Below are 18,149 nucleotides of genomic sequence, written 5' to 3'. Positions count from 1 at the left end.
TGCCCATAGTCTTACTTGCGTTGACTCTGTTCAACGGCCAGGGAGTTGTTAAGATTTATATCAACTTGGCCGCGCTGCCTGCGCGCCCGCGATGCCCGTAATCTGGCGGCATGATTGATCTTGCCGACGACGACACGTCTGAAATTTCCCACGATAACGAATTGGATGCGCCTGCTGATGGCGCAACGGTTGCTCCTACCTACGACCTGAAGAAACACGCTCAGGCCTTGTACTGGCAGGGCTGGCGGATTTCTTCCATTGCCCGGCATCTGGAGATTGCACGCACTACGGTGCAGAGCTGGTGCGACCGTGAGAAGTGGGACGAGACCCCGTTCATAGAAAAAATTGAAGCCAGCCTTGAAACGCGCCTCGTGCAGTTGATTGCCAAGGAAGTGAAGACCGGTGGCGACTTTAAGGAAATAGATTTGCTGATGCGCCAGGCTGTGCAGACGGCGCGTGTACGCCGTTATGAGGCACCTGGCGGCAATGAAGTGGATTTGAATCCCAAACTGGCAAACCGCAATGCAGGACCAAAGAAGAAACCCACGCGCAACGATTACAGCGACGAGCAGCGCGACCAATTGTTAGAGGCCTTCAGGAACTCACTTTTTGACTATCAAAAGGTATGGCTGCGTAATGGGCATGAGCGTACGCGGGTGATACTCAAATCACGCCAGATTGGTGCTACCTGGTACTTTGCGCGGGAGGCCTTGGCTGATGCCATGGAGACCGGGCGCAATCAGATTTTTTTATCTGCGTCTAAAGCGCAGGCGCACGTATTCAAACAATACATTATCCAGTTTGCCAAAGAGGCTGCGGGCATCGAGCTGGCGGGGGACCCTATTGTGTTGCCGAATGGCGCGCATCTTTACTTCTTGGGTACTAATGCCAGGACAGCCCAGGGTTATCACGGCAATTTTTACTTTGATGAATTTTTCTGGACTCATAAATTTCAGGAATTGAACAAGGTGGCGTCAGGTATGGCGCTACATAAGCAATGGCGTAAAACCTATTTTTCCACGCCATCAAGCATCACGCACGAGGCTTACCCATTCTGGACCGGTGAGCTGTTCAACAAGCGGCGGCCTAAAAAAGACCAGGTCAATATTGATATCAGTCACAAGCGGCTTGCCTCTGGCTTTACGGGTGAAGACAAGATGTGGCGGCAAATCGTCACCATTATGGACGCTCAGGCGGGTGGCTGTGATCTGTTCGATATTGACGAGCTGCGCCTGTATGAGTACAGCCCAGATCAGTTTGAAAACCTGCTGATGTGTCAGTTTATTGATGATACGGCGTCTGTTTTCCCGCTGCAGGAGCTTCAAAAGTGCATGGTGGATGCCTGGGTGGATTGGACAGACTTCAAGCCATTCACCACGCGGCCTTATGGGGATAACCCGGTCTGGATAGGGTATGACCCGGCATTCACTGGCGATAGTGCAGGACTGGTGATCCTTGCGCCACCGCGCACGCCTGGGGGGAAATTCCGGGTGTTGGAGCGCATGCAGTTCAGGGGCATGGACTTTGCAGCCCAGGCAGAACAGATACGGCAATCCACCATTCGCTATCACGTTGCTTTTATTGGCATTGACGCCACCGGCATGGGTGAAGGTGTGCACCAGCTGGTGAAGAACTTCTATCCCAATGTGACCAAGATTAACTACGACCCGGCTGTGAAGAGCCGCATGGTCATCAAAGCCCGCGACGTGATCAGCAAGGGGCGTCTGGAATTTGACGCAGGGGCCACGGATCTGGCGCAGGCATTCATGACGATTAAAAAGACGCTGACGGCCAGCGGCCAGCATGTGACCTATGTGGCAGACCGTAGCGAAGAAACTGGGCATGCAGACCTTGCCTGGGCGTGTATGCATGCGCTGGACCATGAGCCATTGGACGGCGGTATCAGCAGCAATCAATCATTTATGGAGGTGTATTCATGAGCAAGAGAAAGCGGCTCGGCAGTTTCAATGCTGGGGCAAGTAGTCAGGCTGAAGCGGTGCCAGCCTTGCCAGTGTCGCCGGGTGCTGAGGTGTTCAGTTTTGGCGACCCTACGCCGGTATTAGACCGGTCTGAAATTCTGGACTATATCGAGTGCTGGACGAATGGGCGGTATTACGAGCCGCCTATCAGTTGGGACGGTCTGGCTAAGTCTTTCAGGGCTAGCGTGCACCATTCAACAGCAATCTACGTAAAGCGCAACTTGCTGGCGGCCACCTTTGTGCCGCATGCCTTGCTGTCACGCGAGGCATTTAGCCGGTTTGCGCTGGATTTTCTTGTCTTTGGCAATGCCTATCTGGAAAACCGTAAAAGCCGCACCGGCAAGCCTTTGCAGCTTGAGCCTGCGCTTGCCAAGTATATGCGCCGGTGCAGTGATGATCTGAATCAATACGCTTTTGTGCGTGGCTGGCAGGAAGATCATGTGTTTGAGGCGGGGGCGATTTTCCACTTGATGGAACCGGACATTAACCAGGAGGTGTACGGCCTGCCTGAGTATTTAAGTGCTCTGCATTCTGCCTGGCTTAATGAGGCGGCGACGCTGTTCAGGCGCAAGTATTACAAGAACGGCTCACACGCTGGTTTCATCTTGTACATGACCGACCCAGCTCAGAATCAAAGTGACGTCGACAACATGCGCCAGGCGCTGCGCGATAGTAAAGGGCCAGGCAATTTCCGCAATGTGTTCATGTATGCGCCGAACGGAAAGAAAGACGGCATCCAGATATTGCCGGTGTCTGAGGTGGCGGCCAAGGATGAATTCTTCAGCATCAAGAACGTAACACGCGATGACATGCTGGCCGCGCACCGGGTACCGCCCCAGCTGCTGGGCCTGGTGCCAAACAATACCGGTGGTTTCGGGGATGTAGAGAAAGCGGCCAAGGTGTTTTCTATGCATGAGCTAGAGCCGCTGCAGGCGCGTTTCAGAGAGTGCAACGAGTGGATAGGCGAGGAAGTAATCCGATTTACCCCATATTCTTTAGGTGACGCAGGAGGCACCACAAAATGAGTGATATCGCTGACAGCGCAGATGCGCGCATTAGTCTTGACCTTGAGTTTGCCTTGAATAACATGCACCGTTATGCGGTGGTTGAGCCCGACTTACATTGCTTGTTTTGTGACCAGGCTATTGAGCCTGGTGCGCTTTTCTGTAATTTAGACTGCCGTGACGATCATGAGCGTTTGCAGGCGTCAAAAAGGCGATCAGGGTTTATATGACTTGAGTCACTCGTCCTTGTTTTCTTTAGGTGCTTGCATTGTGATTACCATCTGGGCTTGATTATCTTGGATCGGTGGTTCATATGTGCTGGCGCTTGTGGAAATCCGTAAGGCGTAATTGAATTCCTCTTCGTTTATGTCGTATTCAATTGGTAGATTAGGAATAGATTTAAGTTCATCGACGATTGTGCCGACAGTTATATTTGCGTGGTTGTGGATCAGTTGCATCAAGCCCATAAATTCGTCCGGATCAATATCTTTTGGTGATATGTCTTCGAATTTCGCAACCCATTCACCTTTTTTATTGAATTTGAATTTGGGTTTATGCTTGCCCGCGTCAGAATGTGCAAGGCTGGTGTCTCTATATGTCTGGAGTTTTTCATGCAATAGCTTTTGATCTTCTGTAGCGTCATCTTCTGGAAAAATATAGTTATCACTTTTCACTTTAAAGCCATCTGCACGGTTACCAGAAAAGGGACGAATATAGGCTACTACTGCAGAATGAAGCAATGCTTCAGGGATTGCTTTTTTGTCCTGCTCAAACATGCCATCTGTGTTTTTATCTGCGATCCAGGTTCTGTACGCGCTAAGTTTTTCCATTGCCCAGTCCATGTCTTGCATGGTGCGTATTGCACGATATAGTTGGATTTGTTTTAGCTCTAGCGGATCAGGGACAGGGAGAGCATTTTTCTTTGTTGCTTGTGGTGGTGGCGTGCCTTGATTGTTTTGATTTTTGTTCGACATAATATTTATCAGTGGTGTCAAAAAATGGTTGCACTAGTGTCAGAATATGGTACTATTCTACACATGAAAAGCGCACACACAAAAACCCTGAAAATCATTTTTACTAACCCTGTTTCCATGACACTGGAATGGGCGCAAATTGAGTCTCTGTTTGTGTCGCTAGGCGCGAAAACTATCGAAGGGCGCGGCTCGCGGGTTCGTTTCTTGTTAAATGATGTGGTGGGCACTTTCCACCGGCCACATCCGCAAAAAGAAGCCAAAGCTTACCAAGTACGCGATGCGCGTGAATTTCTTCAATCAGCAGGCATCAAGCCGGAATAGGAGTAAATATGGGAATGATGACTTATAAGGGCTATGCGGCCCGCATTGAATACAGCGAAGATGATAATTGCTTCGTCGGTCACGTCGCTGGTATCCGTGATGTGGTTGGCTTCCATGGCGATTCAGTCAGTGAATTGAAAACAGCTTTTGAAGAGGCTGTCGATGATTATCTGGAGGTTGCAGAGAAGACCGGCAGGCCAGCGCAAAAACCATATTCAGGTAATATGCGCTTGAGAATTTCACCAGAGACGCATGCTAGGGCCGCCATGTACGCAGAGGCATCCGGCAAGAGTTTAAACACCTGGGTTTCTGATCTGTTGGAAACACATACACATTAGTCGCTTCGCTCCCCAGAAGCTCAATAAAGCCGCCTTGTGCGGCTTTTGTTGTCTATTAACAATAAATTATTAGTTAAAAAGAACCAAACTCTAGAGGTTGAATTCCCGTAGCAAGTATTGATGCCATTTGGCTGTAATAGCTAAAAATTTCAGCATAATTTGCTCGCACTGAAGCGCCTCCTTCTGAGACGTCAATTTCGATTGCAGGCGGCCAACGTCTATCATCAACTGTCGGCATAGATTCTTTGGCTAGTGCTAAAAGGTTATTGTAATTGCTAGCAAATGTGCTGTAAGGCCTTTGTTCGCGCTCTTTGACTGTCATCTTTTCTAAAGATTTGGCTGCTGCTTGAGTTTGCGAATGCAGTTCTTCTGCTGAAGTGGTCATATTAATTTCTCCATTGATGTGTTTTTAGTACTTATTAAGATCAAGATAAATGCTTGCTGCCTAAAAAGCAATTTGCCAATTGTTAAATTTTGCCAAATTTGCAATATCGCGCAAGTTAAATTAGTTGCATATTTAATAATTGCTAGGTCGTATGGCGGTAATAAAATGGGTTGGGTATATCTCTGCTTTATCTGAGCAACTTCATTCGAGTGTTGTATCCAACACGATCAATTAGCATATAGTTAAGGCAAAATTGTCTGACAAAGATGCACGCCACATGATTACCACCTGGCATGGCCGCCTACCCTTTGGTCTGGCAAATCCCTCAGAAAAATTTTAATACAGCAATTTTATTCCCATTTCAAGCTCTGGCGCGCAGACATCCCCCCACCACGCCTGCCCGCTAAATGAGTCTCTTTTTACTCAAATATGCGTCACCATTTAGAGTCAAGCCCAGCTTACGTTTGCGGCCACCCGGATAGCATCAAATGATGACGCATTTTGACGCAAATTTTCATGGCATGCGCGTATTGAAAGTCGCGGTTTTGAATTCGCGTTGAAGGTGGGATTTTAAGCGGGGCTAGGGAAAAGAGTAATTTAAGTAAGTCGAGAAAAAAAGATGGCCTAAGTATTTGATTTGTATAGGGATATTATCTTACATTTTTATGTAATATTCTGTAATTCAAAAGGTAAGAAAAATCTAAGTGCTTGATATTAAAGGATATTTAAAAAGTGAAAAAACACTCTTTATATAGGTAATTAGCTTACTTCTTCATTACATAATTCTTACAGTTTGCTATTCTCTTAAAAGCCTTATGTATCAATGGTTTTCAGGCAATCAAAAATTAATCTTACTTAAATTACTCTTTTCCCGAGGGGTACTTTATTTTAGAACGATCGTTTGTTCTGGCTTGAATCTGCCCCAATGTGTTCAATACTGGCTAGCATATCTATACCTGGCTAATGCTGGTTAAATCATTTCCGCAAAGGGGTATTTTCGGCCAACTGCGTCATAGGGAAAACGGGTTTTATGGCGAAGGGGGCAGACGGAAACGATTTTTTGTTACGCGCTTGATTTGATTGATTTATGGGGAGAACTTGAAAACTGGCGAGGTGTTATAGCCTTCGTGAGTTCGAATCTCACAGCTTCCGCCATTTACCTATATAAATCAAAGACTTATAAAACTTAGGTGTAATACTTAACTTACTGCCTAAAGGTTTATAACGTCAAATATCTCAAGATCATTTAGGCTTAAATTAGGCTTAAAAAAATCTCTCCCAAATTGTACCATCGCAAGTTCTTTTGCCACGTCGATATAGGCAAGGCATTCTTGCTTGGGCGACCTCCAGAACTTTTCAATAAATTTATTGTAAAGTCCTCGCCCTCTATGAAACCATACTTTGCAATACGTCCTTTTATCTGGCTATAGAGCTTACTTTCTGCCTCAAGAGGTTTTCCATAAATTTATGGTAAAGCCCTTGTTTTGACTGGATTTATAGCCACAAAATTTGATGCTCCTCCTTGCTGTTGACTATCTAATATTAAATCCGAATTTGGATTTAATTCAAAAGCTGGTCGTCCTGTACCATCGCTAGACGAGTCCCCATATTTGGGGAGCAGGTCAGGCTAACAAAATGGCCTAGCTGCAAGGACTCTATGAGCGTCAAATGAGCAAATTCCATTTGTTGCTCCTGGTTGTTGGGGGGATTGCCCGTCATGCTGACGGGCGGTTTGTTTTCTTAGGTGGTGATTTGCTTGGCAAAGTCAGCCAGGTAACGGTCTGTGATGCGCTGTTGCAGTACCAGGTCTTCGACTGGTGGCACCGGTGTGTAATCGTAGTCAATGACTAATGAGCCGATTTTGAGACTGTCCTTACTATTGGCTGCAGGGTCAAACCAGGCTTTGCCGTCAATAATCAATCCGGCCGTTTTTAGGGCGCGGAATTTGGCGTTAATGGATTCAATCAGGTCACGCACTAAAGACGGGTGCATGGGCTTATCTACATAGGTGAAATGCACTTCTGCAATGGTGTCAGCCAGAACTTGCGCGGTGCGTGTGTAGTTCTCAAAGAAAAAGAATTCTGCTTCCTCGGCCGTGCGGCTACCCCAGAAGCGGTAGCCGGTTTTGTTAATCAGGGTGGTGACGCCTGCAGCGTTCAACACACCAGCATCTGTGGCCGATGATTGCAGATCCCAGAACACGTCCCGCGCTATGCCCGTCGGGCCATTTACCACGACATTGGATAAAGACTTGTGCCAGCCTGTGTCATTGTCAATCTTGGCACGCAGGCCAAGGGCGTAGGCGACGGCCGGTATCGATGCGCTGGCATTGCTGGCCGTGTCGAAGTGCACAAAGTCAGGCCAGATAATCATGACCTCGCGCTGGCCGAAGTGCTGACGGTACCCAGCTATCAAGTTGCATCATTGAATCGTCAACGATGGTGTTTAACTGGCGCGGGCGGTGCGCCGCAATGGGTGCCAGGGCTGGCGGTGCATTGACTATGCCTATGTGCGTTTCACCGAAAGACAGCTTTACACCATCAGTTGCAGGGTCACCGGACCAGATGCCAGAATCATCATCAAACAAACACTGATCAAAGCTAGTAGCGTCAAAGCGGCCAGCACGCAGGTCCAGACCGTGATAAAGCCGATAAAAACGGCTGTGTGCGGGCAAGGATGCATTCACCACCTGGCGTATACGTGCCAGATCCAGCGCGGCCGCCGTGGTGCCTGGGTCGATGTGTACTAAAAATTCATCCTCTTCCAGCGTCACATTGTCGTAAGCCAACCAGGACAAGGCGCGCACCGCACTGGCGGCGCTGCCGCGTTCTAGCAGCCAGGGCAAGCCAGCGGCGATCAGCTCGGCATTGCTGGGGAAGTGCAGCGAGAATTGCGCCAGGTTCCATTCAGCGGCAAGCCAGGGCTGGAAAGCTGCGGGCATGGTACTGGCAATGTTTGCCGGTGCGTCTGCAGCCGTGTCCAGATCCGCACGCGGCGCGATGCGTACCAGGTTGCGTTCCAGCTCGCTGGCGTTGGGTGGCAGCAGTAAAGCCAAGTCCGTCATGCCACACCGCCATCAGTCAGGGAGATGGCGCCAGCGATGGCGTATTCATCTGCGGCCAGCACGGTATTGCTGGCGGGTTGGCCTGCAATGGGGAATTCCACCCGGCTGATACCTGGTTGCTGTAGTTGCGCGGTTACCCAGGACAGCTGCACAGTGCGGCCCAGGCTGGCATAAGTAGATAGCGCGGCGGTCAAAGAAGAGGCAATTTTTGTGACGATATCGGCCGGGGCGCTGGCTTCGCGCCATAGGGTTGCAGTGACGTTCAAGACCACAGGGCGCGCCACGGCCACGCTGACAGGCACACCCAGCGGGCGGGCGTTGGGCGCGTTCATGGCGGCCAGCACGGCGTCGCTGGTGGCTTGCGCCTGGCTTGCGTCGATCAGCCACAGCACCACGGCAATGCTGCCGGGTGTTGAGCGCGCACGTTGGCGCTGGCAGACAGGGCAAGCAAGCGGTATTGTTCTGCCGTGCCATTGCCAGCCAGGGCGGCAATGCGCAACTGTATGCGGTTGCGGTAGCGGTCGTCTGCTTCACCTGCTTGGCGTGCAAGGCCATAGAATGCGCCTTTGTGGCCCAGGTCTGTGCCAGTGGCAAAGGCCAGCAGATTGGCGCGGGCTGCATCGTTGACGCGGCCGCGCAAGAGCATTTCACGATAAGCAAAGGCTTCTACCTGCTTGACCAGCGGTTCAGACGGCAAGGCCAGCACATTGGCGGCGCTTGGCTGGCGTTGCAGCAAGTCTTGTTTGTGGGCCGTGACCAGAGCTTCAAAATCCAGCTCTTCGATGACTGCAGGCGATGGCAGCTTGGTTAACTCAATCATGCTTTCACCGTGACTGGTATAGACGGGCTAAACGCCTTGGAGGCGCGCACCAGTTGGCCTTTTAAATCAATGATGACTTTACCGGGCGTGCCAGTGCGGTACAGCTTGATTTGCGTTAACTTGATGCGTGGTTCCCATTTGAGCAGGGCTTCAGCCGAGGCGGCATACAGGCGCACTTGCGTGGTGCCGTTGTCTGGTTGGTCTATCAGTTCAAACAGCAAGCTGCCATAGTCACGGCGCATCACGCGGGTGCCTATGGGTGTGGTCAAGATATCGGCAATGCTCTGGCGTAAATGCGCCAGGCCTGCGAGTCTTTCACCAGTGATTAAATTCATGCCTGCCATTTCAGCGTCTCAGTCTGGTATCAAAAACCAGCTACGGCCGGTGCTGGGGTGGGTGCAACTGGCGTGATGCCCGGCGCGGCATGCGGGTATGCCGTTCAAGGTCATCCATGAGGAACCCTCTACCATCACCGGGTTGGCATGCGGTACCGGGCCATGTGGGACGATGCGGTCACCCAGCACCACGACAGGCACGCCATCGACAGCAAAGAAGTCTTGTCCACCAGCGCGGTGCGGGCCACCTGCGCGGTCCAGGGCTTTTACGGCGATACCATGGCTCATGATTTGACGCCCTCAAATTTAGGCGTGCGCAATGTCACGCCATCGTTACGCAGTTCCAGCGTGGTATTACCCACGACAAAACTAAACTTACCTTCTGTTGGCAAAGTGATGGTGTAGTGGTGATCGGCGTGGTTGTAATCAGCCGTCGCGCCGTCTGGGTATTCGGTGCGGGTGTTGTCTGGGTTGGTGTCTGGTGCTGGGTTATGGTTGCTGGCAATGCCTGGCAGGACCACACCGCCCGCAAATTCACCGGAGGGTGAAAGCAAAACGCATTGTTCGCCAACAGTGGGCGGGTTCCATGTCTTTGTTTTGCCTGCGCGTGCCGTTGCCATCGGCAAGAAGCCGGTTTTGATATCGCCAATACGCAGACGCACTTGCGGCACGCTGCCGTGCTTCACTTCGGCAATGGTGCCAAAACGGACGAGATTTTCTAAGCGGCGGGAGAGGTCGGCAAGGGTGAATTCCATGCCGACTATGATGACGTGACCGGGCTAGCCAGTCACGCGGGGAGGGGTTGCTAAGCGGCTTAGTAACTCAGCGGCGTTTACGCGTGCGCGAGAAATTTATCAATTTTGTATGATGGGTATCGATATTCAAGGCAAGGGCGAGCGAAACTACTCATTTCTCTGCAACGTGTAAATTTCAATTTTGATCTTCGTTCCCGTTTATATAATCTTCCACAACTTTGAATGTCTTCGGGCATTGTTGTTTTAGATAGCCGTATCCAAATCCATCGGACTCTACCTCTAATATTTCAGATCCATAGGTTATTTGGAACTTAGGTACGTCGTAATTACTTGGTATTGCTACTACTTTTCCCCAGCAAGTAAATTCAACATCAACTCTGACATCTTGAGTGGTTAGCGCATTCACCAATGACATTTTACTTGGAGCAGGATACATTACAGGTTCACTTTCCCCATGACCATTTATGGTGCGAACACCATAAAGCCTAACTTTGTTCGCCATTTTATATACCCTAATTGAAATGCACATAGCAAATTGCAAGAAGCTTATTTGAGGCTAGACTATCTAATTAATGAAAGGTGAGGCAAGTCATCAATGGTTATTCAGTATTATGTCTATGTCCTCAGAAGTTGCCGTAGTATTTTTGAACAGAAGTTGTGCTAGCCGTTCCACGGAATCCCAATGCTTTTCAAGCTCTAACCGAGCATTTGCATGATGGAAGTCGTACTTTTGGCTATGCTCGGTATTTTTTATTTTTTCTACGGCCTTCATATATTCAGACCCAGATGCATTCTTGCTTGGTTTGATATTGGCATCACTTTCGGATCCAATGTGTTCCGCAACAGTTCCAGCACTGAGAATGATCGCGAGGTCTTTACTCACATCAGGGTCATTTTTTGACTCTTCGTGTGGCGGCATCCCATTCTCGATGCACTTGGACCTACTCAATGAAATAAACGTTTCTCCAGATCCAAAATTTAACAGAGTAATGTCACCAATTACGCGATGGTATTTAGAGTGATGTGCAACCACTGCTATGCCCGCTTGATAGTATGCAGCAGCCAGTTCTTGTTTCATAAGTTTCCTAAAATTTAATGTATTTTTCAGCCAGTAGACAGCCACATAATACCGAGGCAGTGAATGCAATTTCGCGAAATATTCTTACTAGACCTTGTACGTTACCCCCTCCCTGTTAAGCATAAATACTTAGTCGGGAAGAGGGCATGCATCGATTTGTTTCCAACTGTGTGCACCACTCACTTTTTAGTTGTTGACTTAAAAACTGAAGGTTTAGTGACTGTAACTACAGGTGCTCTCGCAGCCGGTTTTGCAGCGGCTTTTTTCGCAGCTGGCTTTGCAGCAGCTTTTGCGGCCGGTTTTGCAGCGGCTTTTTTCGCAGCTGGCTTTGCAGCAGCTTTTGCGGCCGGTTTTGCAGCGGCTTTTTTCGCGGCTGGCTTTGCAGCAGCTTTTGCGGCCGGTTTTGCAGCGGCTTTTTTCGCGGCTGGCTTTGGAGCTTTCTCAGCTGGCTTCCTACTGCGCCGAATCCAATCTGTAGTTATCTGATGACCTGCTGGCTTTACGTCAGTTTCAATTAATTCTTCGAATTCCTCAACCAGTTCCGCTATCTCAGGGTCGTCACTACTTCCACCTTGAAGTATGGCTAGATTGATTTTATACATTAAGGCATCCGCACGCTTTTGGTCTGCAACGTGCTTGGCGCTCAATTTTTTCTCGTTGTTCCAACTGAGATATTTTCCATATAGCGTCATACAGAGTTTTAATGCAGTTTGAGCCGCCGCTTTGGTGAATAAAAGTGTTCCAGGTTCAAGCATACAATTTCCTTTGATATAAGAATATTTAAATTTTTTAATTTCAAATTAGTTCAGATTTCACCGGGTATTACGGTCCACTTGATATTTTCGATATCAATTATTTAAAACATGATTAATTAGTATAGAAAAATTAGCATGTATTGCATCATCGCTTTTGTCAACCAAAATCAAATGAAATGCCCACTATAAGGACGTCTGCGTTGTGTTTAAGTGAAAAATTACGCCTCAATCGTCCCATTCCCCAGGGCTTTGAAGATGTAACACTTCATTGACTTGCCAGCGATGGCGCTGTTGACGACGGTGTTTATTAGGTAGGAGTTGTATTTGCTTAGGTGGATGTTGCGGCGGATCTCCTGGCGGTTGGGGAGGGGGATTTTGTTCTCCTGGGCGAGTCTTACCACTTCGTTGATGTTGATGGCGATGATGCTGGTGTCGCGGGCGTGGTTGGTTTTGATGCCCAGGTTGTTGAGTTCTTCGATGGCATCCCAGAATTCTGTCATGACAGCGGGTTCGTCTGGCTCTGTGCTGCCGAGGACGGCCAGGGCAGGGGCGGCGTAGCCTAGCAGAGTCGAGATTTCTGTCAGTTCTTCATAGAGCGCCTGGCGCTTGAAGGCGTGGGTAGTGTCCACGAGCTTATTGATTACCTCATGGCGGGCGCGGTGCACGCGCAGGCGGTCTGCCACAGTCATGGTGCCGGGGCGGGTGGCTGTGCCTTGGGTCCAGTAGTTCCAGAGGGCGTCGTCGCACTCTTCCTGATAGCGGATGACTTTCTCGCGCAGTTCTGGTTTGACTTTGCTCGGATTGATGGAATACAGCCAGGCGGGAAGTTTGCGCAATGGCAGGCAAATCATGTTGTAAGTTTTGCCATCCCCGCCAGTTGATGGGATTATCGCACTAACTGAACCGAATTTTTCGCTGAGCTTGATTTGCTGGGCTCCCCAATCCAAACCCATGTTTTCGACGATTGGTTTCATCGCCACCATCGGCTCATTGTCTTTGCCAATCATCAACAACGTGTCTTCATAAAACGGGACAGGAATAATCTGTGTCTGCATGTTGTTTGCTCTGGATTTTTTGGTGTTTGGTAATGCCTATCTGGAAAACCGTAAGAGTCGCACCGGCAAGCCTTTGCAGCTTGAGCCTGCGCTTGCCAAGTATATGCGCCGGTGCAGTGATGATCTGAATCAATATGCTTTTGTGCGTGGCTGGCAGGAAGATCATGTCTTTGAGTCTGGGGCGATTTTCCATTTGATGGAACCGGACATCAATCAAGAGGTGTACGGGCTGCCTGAATATTTGAGCGCCTTGCATTCTGCCTGGTTGAATGAGGCGGCGACGCTGTTCAGGCGCAAGTATTACAAGAATGGTTCTCATGCCGGTTTCATCTTGTACATGACAGACCCGGCCCAGAATCAAAGTGATGTTGACAACATGCGCCAGGCACTGCGCGACAGTAAAGGGCCGGGCAATTTTCGCAATGTGTTCATGTACGCGCCAAACGGCAAGAAAGACGGCATCCAGATATTGCCGGTGTCTGAGGTGGCGGCCAAGGATGAATTTTTCAGCATCAAGAACGTGACACGCGATGACATGCTGGCTGCGCACCGGGTGCCGCCCCAGTTGCTGGGCCTGGTGCCGAACAATACAGGCGGTTTTGGCGCTGTTGAGCCTGCAGCCAAGGTGTTTGCGATGAATGAGCTGGAGCCGCTGCAGGCGCGGTTTAGGGAGTGCAACGAGTGGTTGGGCGAGGAGGTGATCCGGTTCAAGCCATATTCATTGGGTAATGACGGAGGTAATACGAAATGAGTGATGTTGCGGATATGTCAGATATAAATGTCGAGACGTTTATTGCTTCGGCGCTTGCGCATGCGCGTGGTTAGCAGGGGATGAAAGCAAACGGCCAATGCCGGTTTTGTGATGAAGTCGTCAAGCCCGATCTGCTGTTTTGTGATCGGGATTGTCGGGATGATTTTGAGCGGGAGAGGGCAGCACGGGTGAGGGCGGGGAGGGGAAATGATTTATGAGAGTAAATGTTTAGCTTTTGGGTGCTGCACCTGTGGCTACGTACGGGGTATCTTCTCCATTGAACATTAACTCAAACACGTCTGATTTATTGCGAGTACGCAAATTTTCAGGAATGGGTTTTAGTGGCGCGGCCGCTTCGACAAATTCAATGAAGGCCGCGTCAAGTTCTTTGTCCCCAGAACTTTGAATTATTTTAATTCCGCCCTTGTCTTTATAAATTGTTCCATCTGTGGATATGGGGATACTGGCAAGCAATGAACCGAAATTTTTCTTACCTTTTTGAATAGGTAGATCCTTAATTCCTAAATGTTCTAGCTTATTAAACACAATAAAAAGATATAAAGCGTGATCAAAATTCTTAGATCTGGTTGAGATTTGGGATATTTTGACTGTTGGTTGTGGAGCTGCATTCTTTTCTGCAGTGGCGATATTGATCGTGAAAAGTAACGCCGATGCGAGAATGAATTTGATCGAAAGCATAAGAAATCGAAAATTTGAAAAGGTAATCATTATTGATGATTGTAGGATAACTTTTGACTGCAGCGTCTGTGGCGATCTTCGAGCCAGACGTTTGGATCTGTGACCATAAATCGAAAATTGCACTTGGGGCAGCGCGTCCATCCTTCATCATCTACATCCAGCGGTAGTGGCTGAGAGAGGGCGGCTTCTTCTGTTTCACTGTGTTTTTTAACATAAAAAGATCCTTTGCCCTGGCAGGCATCGCAAGGTTTTACGCACCACTCGCCGTCTTCTTTGAAATAATCCTTGTCATCACCATAGCAGGATTGGCAATGTACAAGTTTCAATGGATTATAGTTATTTGACTTGGATGGGTGCTTGTTCGGCATGTAATCAAGGTGCCCAGAAATGCAGCCATTCATGCATTTGAAAATCGCACCTTGAATTCGTGCTGGTACGTTGCATTTTTTGCAGATTTCGAGCGTATTCCCATACCGATCTTTGACGACTATCGTAGGGGAGGCGTTTTTCAATTCGTCTTCATAGCTAGGGGCGGTCATTTTTTTAAGCAGGCTTCGTAATATTTGGCGCATTTAAAGCCCTCTGAATGTGTTGTCGCACTTTCCGCATGGGCATGAAATAGCCCTGGCAGATGGCCTGCTATATGTGCCGAGAGCTTTTACCGTCAGGGGGCGATTGCATTCCGGGCACGACTGGGTGACCGGGTCGCCACTTTGGAATTGGCCTAGTGCGATTAATACTGGCCTTATCCTTGGATCACGGTTTTTCAAATCCATCCCAGAGAGATATTTTTCTTCCTCGGTCATTGCGATACTAATCATCGTCTGTATAGAGCAGGCAACCCATGTGCTTATCATCGATCGCGCAGAAAAAAAGTTCCGTGGTATGACCAAACATAGTGTTCCAGTTGAATGACCTATAGTTGCCCTTAAAATGGAAATTAACAAAAGTACGTGGTTTATGAAACTCCTTTAGGAAATCCGTCGCAATTTTTTCTAGATGTTCATCTGAATATTTCTGAGACGAATACATAGACATTTCATTTTGCAGCAAAAAAATCAGGTTGGGTATTCGTTCAGGCTCATCAATTTCATGCAAAATTTGAGGGTGAATTGCAATACGTGTTTCCCCGAGACCGTTGAGTTGTTGAATCGCTTGCTTGTTACCAAATATAGATGCGATTGATGAGGCGGTTTTTGCTCCAGTATTGTTGGCAAAATATTCGATTGCCAAATACCCATCGAACCATAACGCTTTGTATTCATCAAGAGTTGCCTTAAATGAGGCTGGTATTTTCAAGTAATTACTCCTAATTTAATCTCTGCTGCGTTTTGGCGGTTATCGAAGCATGCTTACTTAATAGAGCGCATTGCACCTCTGTGCCGAGCGGCAACAAAGAAAATAAAGGCAAGAAACAGTGAGGAAAAAACACCCACGACATTCATAGACTTGCCATCGACAAAGGTTTCGTAAGTGCAGAATGCTGCAAATGCTAACGACGCAAAGCCACCGACTCGAAAAGCGAAGGGAGATAGAACGCCACCACCCTGACGAACTCCTCTTCCGAAAAAAATTCGATATGCGATTGTTAGCCCGAAGATACCAACAAGAAGTGATATTGTCATAGTAGCAATAATTACTAAAGTCGTTTCAGCTCTAACGATGCAGAGCCACACGCCCACAGCACCGAGCGAAGCGAACGGTAGCGAAACAACCGCAAGCGCAACACCTGCCAATTGCTGCGACAGCCTAGAAGTTGATTGACCTTCCCACATATATGTATGCCTAACGTCTGAATTGTGGGGCGGCGCAGCCGTCCCAAAAAAATGAAAATTATACTTTACCATCTGGCTTACCAAAGAAGTTCTGCCATTCATTTTTTCTCATTTCCAGGCCTGACGCGCAGACATCCCCCACCACGCCTGCCCGCTAAACGGGGCTCTTTCAACTCAAATATGCGTCACCCTTGAGAGGCAAGCCCGGCTTACGTTTGCGGCCGCTCCGTTGGTTCTGGCTGGTGACGCAATTTGACGGAAATTTCATGCAAAGTCGCACCTGTCAGCATGATGGTGATAACTGTATGCGGCAATACAAAGTGACTCGTCTGGCTTTCCTCAGATTTGGGGACGCATCGGGAAAAAGGTAATTAAGGTAACTGCATCAATTATTGCTATCTAAGTCTTTGATTTATATAAGGATGTCTGGCTGCTTTATTTGGTAACTTTAGGTAATGTAAAAGGTAATTAATTCTTAAGCCATTGATTTATAAGGGTATTTACTAAAGAAGAAAATACCATTTATATAGGTAACTAGAATACCTTTACATTACCTAATTATTACCTTTTGCTATTCGCTTGAAAGCCTTATGTATCAAGGGTTTCCACGGTTTTGATAAAATAAATTACCTAAGTTACCTTTTTCCCGAGGGGTACTTCATTTTCATTCAGCTCGAAAACTTCGCAAAATTCCTTGTATGTTGATTCTGTATTTAGCCGCTTTACCGATTCTCTTGACATATTTAGTTCCCAAGTTGAAGCGTCAGGAAACCAGATCATCAGTAACGCCGATGGCTCATTTTTTATCCAAGAGAAATGCCCTTCACTTTGTAGCTCGGCGAGAGCATCAACGGCAGTTTCAAAAATGCGCTCTACATTCTTCTCCCAATATGTTGCAATTTCATCATCTAGGGAATTTACAGTTTCAAATTCAAGGTTTTCATATTGCTCGTTGATTGCATCAAATTCCGTATGCAATGTGGCAATGTATTTGTTGGCTTTGTCAAATGGAGAGTTTTTCTCCCAACAAACCCACTCATCAGGACAATATTGATCGTATTTCTCATGTGCGCCGACAGTATGTTTCTTTAGCTGCTCTACTGTATTCAATACCGGATAAATTGATGGAAAGCCATTGTACGTGAGCAAGGAAAAGCCATAAAAATCTTGATTGGGATGGTTTTGACGTAAATCACTAAGGTATTGCGACACGTCATGCTTGATAGTTTCCTTGAGTTCGGAATAGTTCTTTTCTACCCAGGGTGCCCAGAGTAAAGTTAATTTTTTGTTGTAGTTGTTCATTTTCAGCCATTGAGAAATAAATTTGAAACGATGCTAATCATCTTGTCCGTAGCAATTTGGATAGTAGCGGATCGTTTCCTCAAGTAGGTAGTTCATATCTGTGATGCCATAGTAGAGACGAAATTTCGACAGAGAAGAGCAGACGGGTACGATTTTTTGATACGTTAGGAAGCCGAGCAATCCTGTAAAACGCGGGTAGAGTGAGCGGGCGCGGTGTCAGTCTTACATTCATACCCTTCCAACCCGGCGGGCGATTACGCGCTGCCAATCACCCCTACGCGAGCTGGTTTTAAGCGGGTGGGTCGGTGCAGACTGGGCATGCTCCCAACCGAAAATACACGTTATGAATTTCACAGTATTTTTCCTCTTTTGACGGATAAATACCGGTGGCCGCCACTACAACACTTCCCGGCTCTATGAATTCAGGGATGCAGCTCAACATTGCTGGTATTCTTGACCAATTACAATCTGAATGAATCTGAACCAAATTACCGTCTTTTACGACATCTCCAAACAATTGATGAGCTGCAAGCTGGGAAATGTTAATTCTATTACTAATCCATTTTCTAAAATCACCCACCTTCCCAGGGATCACTCGTCCCCACACAGAAAAATCTACTGGATCAACAAATTCCATTATTCATACTCCAAAAGCGGCGCAGGGAGTCAGGTTTAATTTTCATATATTTTCGATCATGTGGACGATTACGCGGCGCTAATCGCCGCTACGCGTGCTTGAGCAGCTCACGGGAGAACGCA

The 18,149-nt window shown here is 47.9% G+C and carries 24 protein-coding genes and 2 pseudogenes; 6 read left to right on the top strand and 20 right to left on the bottom strand.

The features are described 5' to 3' along the window. Nucleotides 1-110 precede the first annotated feature (110 nt). Genes ACO0LG_RS11055 through ACO0LG_RS11045 form a run of 3 tightly spaced genes read left to right on the top strand, consistent with a single transcriptional unit; the run spans nucleotide 111 to nucleotide 3,213 of the window. On the top strand, nucleotides 111-1,940 hold the full coding sequence (locus ACO0LG_RS11055) for a terminase ATPase subunit family protein (RefSeq protein WP_423026228.1): 1,830 nt from the start codon (nucleotides 111-113) through the stop codon (nucleotides 1,938-1,940). Next, complete coding sequence (locus tag ACO0LG_RS11050) at nucleotides 1,937-3,004, top strand: phage portal protein (protein ID WP_423026226.1); 1,068 nt, start codon at nucleotides 1,937-1,939, stop codon at nucleotides 3,002-3,004. Before ACO0LG_RS11055 ends, ACO0LG_RS11050 begins: the two co-directional genes overlap by 4 nt. Further along, a complete protein-coding gene (locus tag ACO0LG_RS11045) occupies nucleotides 3,001-3,213 on the top strand; it encodes a hypothetical protein (RefSeq protein ID WP_422951421.1) in 213 nt (70 codons plus the stop codon). Before ACO0LG_RS11050 ends, ACO0LG_RS11045 begins: the two co-directional genes overlap by 4 nt. A gap of 6 nt (nucleotides 3,214-3,219) precedes the next feature. On the opposite strand, the gene ACO0LG_RS11040 is transcribed toward ACO0LG_RS11045, so the two are convergent. Next, the gene (locus tag ACO0LG_RS11040; RefSeq protein WP_422951422.1) at nucleotides 3,220-3,957 is read right to left on the bottom strand and encodes a hypothetical protein; all 738 of its coding nucleotides are present in this window, start codon (nucleotides 3,955-3,957) and stop codon (nucleotides 3,220-3,222) included. A gap of 63 nt (nucleotides 3,958-4,020) precedes the next feature. Between ACO0LG_RS11040 and ACO0LG_RS11035 the strand changes: the two genes are divergently transcribed. Beyond that, nucleotides 4,021-4,278: a type II toxin-antitoxin system HicA family toxin gene (locus ACO0LG_RS11035; RefSeq protein ID WP_422951423.1), complete on the top strand. Its 258-nt coding sequence runs from the start codon at nucleotides 4,021-4,023 to the stop codon at nucleotides 4,276-4,278. 14 nt (nucleotides 4,279-4,292) lie between these two features. Continuing rightward, entirely contained in the window at nucleotides 4,293-4,616 is a 324-nt protein-coding gene (locus ACO0LG_RS11030; protein WP_422951424.1) for a type II toxin-antitoxin system HicB family antitoxin, read from the top strand. A gap of 73 nt (nucleotides 4,617-4,689) precedes the next feature. On the opposite strand, the gene ACO0LG_RS11025 is transcribed toward ACO0LG_RS11030, so the two are convergent. From ACO0LG_RS11025 to ACO0LG_RS10965, 13 genes and pseudogenes are all read right to left on the bottom strand, one after another. Continuing rightward, a complete protein-coding gene (locus ACO0LG_RS11025) occupies nucleotides 4,690-5,001 on the bottom strand; it encodes a hypothetical protein (protein ID WP_422951425.1) in 312 nt (103 codons plus the stop codon). 1,560 nt (nucleotides 5,002-6,561) lie between these two features. Continuing rightward, nucleotides 6,562-6,684, bottom strand: coding sequence for a hypothetical protein (locus tag ACO0LG_RS11020; protein ID WP_423026223.1), 123 nt, complete (start codon nucleotides 6,682-6,684; stop codon nucleotides 6,562-6,564). A 57-nt stretch (nucleotides 6,685-6,741) separates the two neighbouring features. Beyond that, a pseudogene (locus ACO0LG_RS11015) lies at nucleotides 6,742-7,404 on the bottom strand (phage tail sheath C-terminal domain-containing protein); the annotation flags it as partial. Then, on the bottom strand, nucleotides 7,358-8,065 hold the full coding sequence (locus ACO0LG_RS11010) for a phage tail protein (RefSeq protein ID WP_423026221.1): 708 nt from the start codon (nucleotides 8,063-8,065) through the stop codon (nucleotides 7,358-7,360). The pseudogene ACO0LG_RS11015 and the gene ACO0LG_RS11010, both read right to left, overlap by 47 nt. Continuing rightward, the gene (locus tag ACO0LG_RS11005; protein WP_423026219.1) at nucleotides 8,062-8,457 is read right to left on the bottom strand and encodes a baseplate J/gp47 family protein; all 396 of its coding nucleotides are present in this window, start codon (nucleotides 8,455-8,457) and stop codon (nucleotides 8,062-8,064) included. The genes ACO0LG_RS11010 and ACO0LG_RS11005 overlap by 4 nt, the downstream gene beginning before the upstream one ends. Beyond that, nucleotides 8,445-8,885 (bottom strand): hypothetical protein, encoded by a 441-nt coding sequence (locus ACO0LG_RS11000; protein ID WP_423026217.1) that lies wholly within the window; start codon nucleotides 8,883-8,885, stop codon nucleotides 8,445-8,447. The genes ACO0LG_RS11005 and ACO0LG_RS11000 overlap by 13 nt, the downstream gene beginning before the upstream one ends. Continuing rightward, entirely contained in the window at nucleotides 8,882-9,220 is a 339-nt protein-coding gene (locus ACO0LG_RS10995; RefSeq protein ID WP_423026215.1) for a GPW/gp25 family protein, read from the bottom strand. The genes ACO0LG_RS11000 and ACO0LG_RS10995 overlap by 4 nt, the downstream gene beginning before the upstream one ends. 18 nt (nucleotides 9,221-9,238) lie before the next feature. Further along, nucleotides 9,239-9,508: a PAAR domain-containing protein gene (locus tag ACO0LG_RS10990; RefSeq protein ID WP_423026213.1), complete on the bottom strand. Its 270-nt coding sequence runs from the start codon at nucleotides 9,506-9,508 to the stop codon at nucleotides 9,239-9,241. Then, nucleotides 9,505-9,975: a phage baseplate assembly protein V gene (locus tag ACO0LG_RS10985; RefSeq protein ID WP_423026211.1), complete on the bottom strand. Its 471-nt coding sequence runs from the start codon at nucleotides 9,973-9,975 to the stop codon at nucleotides 9,505-9,507. Before ACO0LG_RS10985 ends, ACO0LG_RS10990 begins: the two co-directional genes overlap by 4 nt. 175 nt (nucleotides 9,976-10,150) lie before the next feature. Next, entirely contained in the window at nucleotides 10,151-10,477 is a 327-nt protein-coding gene (locus tag ACO0LG_RS10980) for a hypothetical protein (RefSeq protein WP_423026209.1), read from the bottom strand. 90 nt (nucleotides 10,478-10,567) lie between these two features. Next, entirely contained in the window at nucleotides 10,568-11,053 is a 486-nt protein-coding gene (locus ACO0LG_RS10975) for a hypothetical protein (protein ID WP_423026207.1), read from the bottom strand. 179 nt (nucleotides 11,054-11,232) lie between these two features. Continuing rightward, entirely contained in the window at nucleotides 11,233-11,808 is a 576-nt protein-coding gene (locus ACO0LG_RS10970) for a hypothetical protein (RefSeq protein ID WP_423026205.1), read from the bottom strand. A gap of 218 nt (nucleotides 11,809-12,026) precedes the next feature. Next, nucleotides 12,027-12,863: a phage antirepressor N-terminal domain-containing protein gene (locus tag ACO0LG_RS10965; RefSeq protein ID WP_423026203.1), complete on the bottom strand. Its 837-nt coding sequence runs from the start codon at nucleotides 12,861-12,863 to the stop codon at nucleotides 12,027-12,029. 4 nt (nucleotides 12,864-12,867) lie between these two features. On the opposite strand from ACO0LG_RS10965, the pseudogene ACO0LG_RS10960 reads away from it, so the two are divergent. Further along, nucleotides 12,868-13,614 (top strand): annotated as a pseudogene (locus ACO0LG_RS10960) (phage portal protein); the annotation flags it as partial. Nucleotides 13,615-13,842: 228 nt separating this feature from the next. On the opposite strand, the gene ACO0LG_RS10955 reads toward ACO0LG_RS10960, so the two are convergent. The 6 genes from ACO0LG_RS10955 to ACO0LG_RS10930 form a co-directional block, all read right to left on the bottom strand. After that, the gene (locus ACO0LG_RS10955; protein ID WP_423026201.1) at nucleotides 13,843-14,313 is read right to left on the bottom strand and encodes an energy transducer TonB family protein; all 471 of its coding nucleotides are present in this window, start codon (nucleotides 14,311-14,313) and stop codon (nucleotides 13,843-13,845) included. Nucleotides 14,314-14,342: 29 nt separating this feature from the next. Next, a complete protein-coding gene (locus ACO0LG_RS10950) occupies nucleotides 14,343-14,885 on the bottom strand; it encodes a hypothetical protein (RefSeq protein ID WP_423026199.1) in 543 nt (180 codons plus the stop codon). A 241-nt stretch (nucleotides 14,886-15,126) separates the two neighbouring features. After that, complete coding sequence (locus ACO0LG_RS10945) at nucleotides 15,127-15,612, bottom strand: hypothetical protein (protein WP_423026197.1); 486 nt, start codon at nucleotides 15,610-15,612, stop codon at nucleotides 15,127-15,129. A gap of 53 nt (nucleotides 15,613-15,665) precedes the next feature. Next, nucleotides 15,666-16,190 carry a hypothetical protein gene (locus ACO0LG_RS10940; RefSeq protein ID WP_423026195.1) on the bottom strand — a complete coding sequence of 175 codons (525 nt, stop codon included), beginning with the start codon at nucleotides 16,188-16,190 and terminating at the stop codon, nucleotides 15,666-15,668. Between the two features lie 528 nt (nucleotides 16,191-16,718). Continuing rightward, nucleotides 16,719-17,390: a DUF4303 domain-containing protein gene (locus ACO0LG_RS10935; RefSeq protein WP_423026193.1), complete on the bottom strand. Its 672-nt coding sequence runs from the start codon at nucleotides 17,388-17,390 to the stop codon at nucleotides 16,719-16,721. Between the two features lie 289 nt (nucleotides 17,391-17,679). Beyond that, nucleotides 17,680-18,027, bottom strand: coding sequence for a hypothetical protein (locus ACO0LG_RS10930; protein WP_423026191.1), 348 nt, complete (start codon nucleotides 18,025-18,027; stop codon nucleotides 17,680-17,682). Between the last annotated feature and the right edge of the window lie 122 nt (nucleotides 18,028-18,149).

The sequence above is a fragment of the Undibacterium sp. Ji42W genome, assembly GCF_049340405.1.
Classification (GTDB): Bacteria; Pseudomonadota; Gammaproteobacteria; order Burkholderiales; family Burkholderiaceae_D; genus Undibacterium.
The sequence above is the reverse complement of the archived record's forward strand: the minus strand, read 5'-3'. Positions and strand labels throughout refer to the sequence as shown.

What these genes read in the sequence shown, in the direction of transcription:
- ACO0LG_RS10980 (WP_423026209.1), bottom strand. Translation starts at nt 10,477, where the DNA reads ATGGCGAACAAAGTTAGGCTTTATGGTGTTCGCACCATAAATGGTCAT.
- ACO0LG_RS11010 (WP_423026221.1), bottom strand. Translation starts at nt 8,065, where the DNA reads ATGACGGACTTGGCTTTACTGCTGCCACCCAACGCCAGCGAGCTGGAA.
- ACO0LG_RS11045 (WP_422951421.1), top strand. Translation starts at nt 3,001, where the DNA reads ATGAGTGATATCGCTGACAGCGCAGATGCGCGCATTAGTCTTGACCTT.
- ACO0LG_RS11030 (WP_422951424.1), top strand. Translation starts at nt 4,293, where the DNA reads ATGATGACTTATAAGGGCTATGCGGCCCGCATTGAATACAGCGAAGAT.
- ACO0LG_RS11025 (WP_422951425.1), bottom strand. Translation starts at nt 5,001, where the DNA reads ATGACCACTTCAGCAGAAGAACTGCATTCGCAAACTCAAGCAGCAGCC.
- ACO0LG_RS10975 (WP_423026207.1), bottom strand. Translation starts at nt 11,053, where the DNA reads ATGAAACAAGAACTGGCTGCTGCATACTATCAAGCGGGCATAGCAGTG.
- ACO0LG_RS10990 (WP_423026213.1), bottom strand. Translation starts at nt 9,508, where the DNA reads ATGAGCCATGGTATCGCCGTAAAAGCCCTGGACCGCGCAGGTGGCCCG.
- ACO0LG_RS11020 (WP_423026223.1), bottom strand. Translation starts at nt 6,684, where the DNA reads ATGGAATTTGCTCATTTGACGCTCATAGAGTCCTTGCAGCTAGGCCAT.
- ACO0LG_RS11000 (WP_423026217.1), bottom strand. Translation starts at nt 8,885, where the DNA reads ATGATTGAGTTAACCAAGCTGCCATCGCCTGCAGTCATCGAAGAGCTG.
- ACO0LG_RS10930 (WP_423026191.1), bottom strand. Translation starts at nt 18,027, where the DNA reads ATGGAATTTGTTGATCCAGTAGATTTTTCTGTGTGGGGACGAGTGATC.
- ACO0LG_RS11050 (WP_423026226.1), top strand. Translation starts at nt 1,937, where the DNA reads ATGAGCAAGAGAAAGCGGCTCGGCAGTTTCAATGCTGGGGCAAGTAGT.
- ACO0LG_RS10935 (WP_423026193.1), bottom strand. Translation starts at nt 17,390, where the DNA reads ATGAACAACTACAACAAAAAATTAACTTTACTCTGGGCACCCTGGGTA.
- ACO0LG_RS11040 (WP_422951422.1), bottom strand. Translation starts at nt 3,957, where the DNA reads ATGTCGAACAAAAATCAAAACAATCAAGGCACGCCACCACCACAAGCA.
- ACO0LG_RS11035 (WP_422951423.1), top strand. Translation starts at nt 4,021, where the DNA reads ATGAAAAGCGCACACACAAAAACCCTGAAAATCATTTTTACTAACCCT.
- ACO0LG_RS10950 (WP_423026199.1), bottom strand. Translation starts at nt 14,885, where the DNA reads ATGCGCCAAATATTACGAAGCCTGCTTAAAAAAATGACCGCCCCTAGC.
- ACO0LG_RS11055 (WP_423026228.1), top strand. Translation starts at nt 111, where the DNA reads ATGATTGATCTTGCCGACGACGACACGTCTGAAATTTCCCACGATAAC.
- ACO0LG_RS10955 (WP_423026201.1), bottom strand. Translation starts at nt 14,313, where the DNA reads ATGCTTTCGATCAAATTCATTCTCGCATCGGCGTTACTTTTCACGATC.
- ACO0LG_RS10965 (WP_423026203.1), bottom strand. Translation starts at nt 12,863, where the DNA reads ATGCAGACACAGATTATTCCTGTCCCGTTTTATGAAGACACGTTGTTG.
- ACO0LG_RS10970 (WP_423026205.1), bottom strand. Translation starts at nt 11,808, where the DNA reads ATGCTTGAACCTGGAACACTTTTATTCACCAAAGCGGCGGCTCAAACT.
- ACO0LG_RS10985 (WP_423026211.1), bottom strand. Translation starts at nt 9,975, where the DNA reads ATGGAATTCACCCTTGCCGACCTCTCCCGCCGCTTAGAAAATCTCGTC.
- ACO0LG_RS10995 (WP_423026215.1), bottom strand. Translation starts at nt 9,220, where the DNA reads ATGAATTTAATCACTGGTGAAAGACTCGCAGGCCTGGCGCATTTACGC.
- ACO0LG_RS10940 (WP_423026195.1), bottom strand. Translation starts at nt 16,190, where the DNA reads ATGAATGGCAGAACTTCTTTGGTAAGCCAGATGGTAAAGTATAATTTT.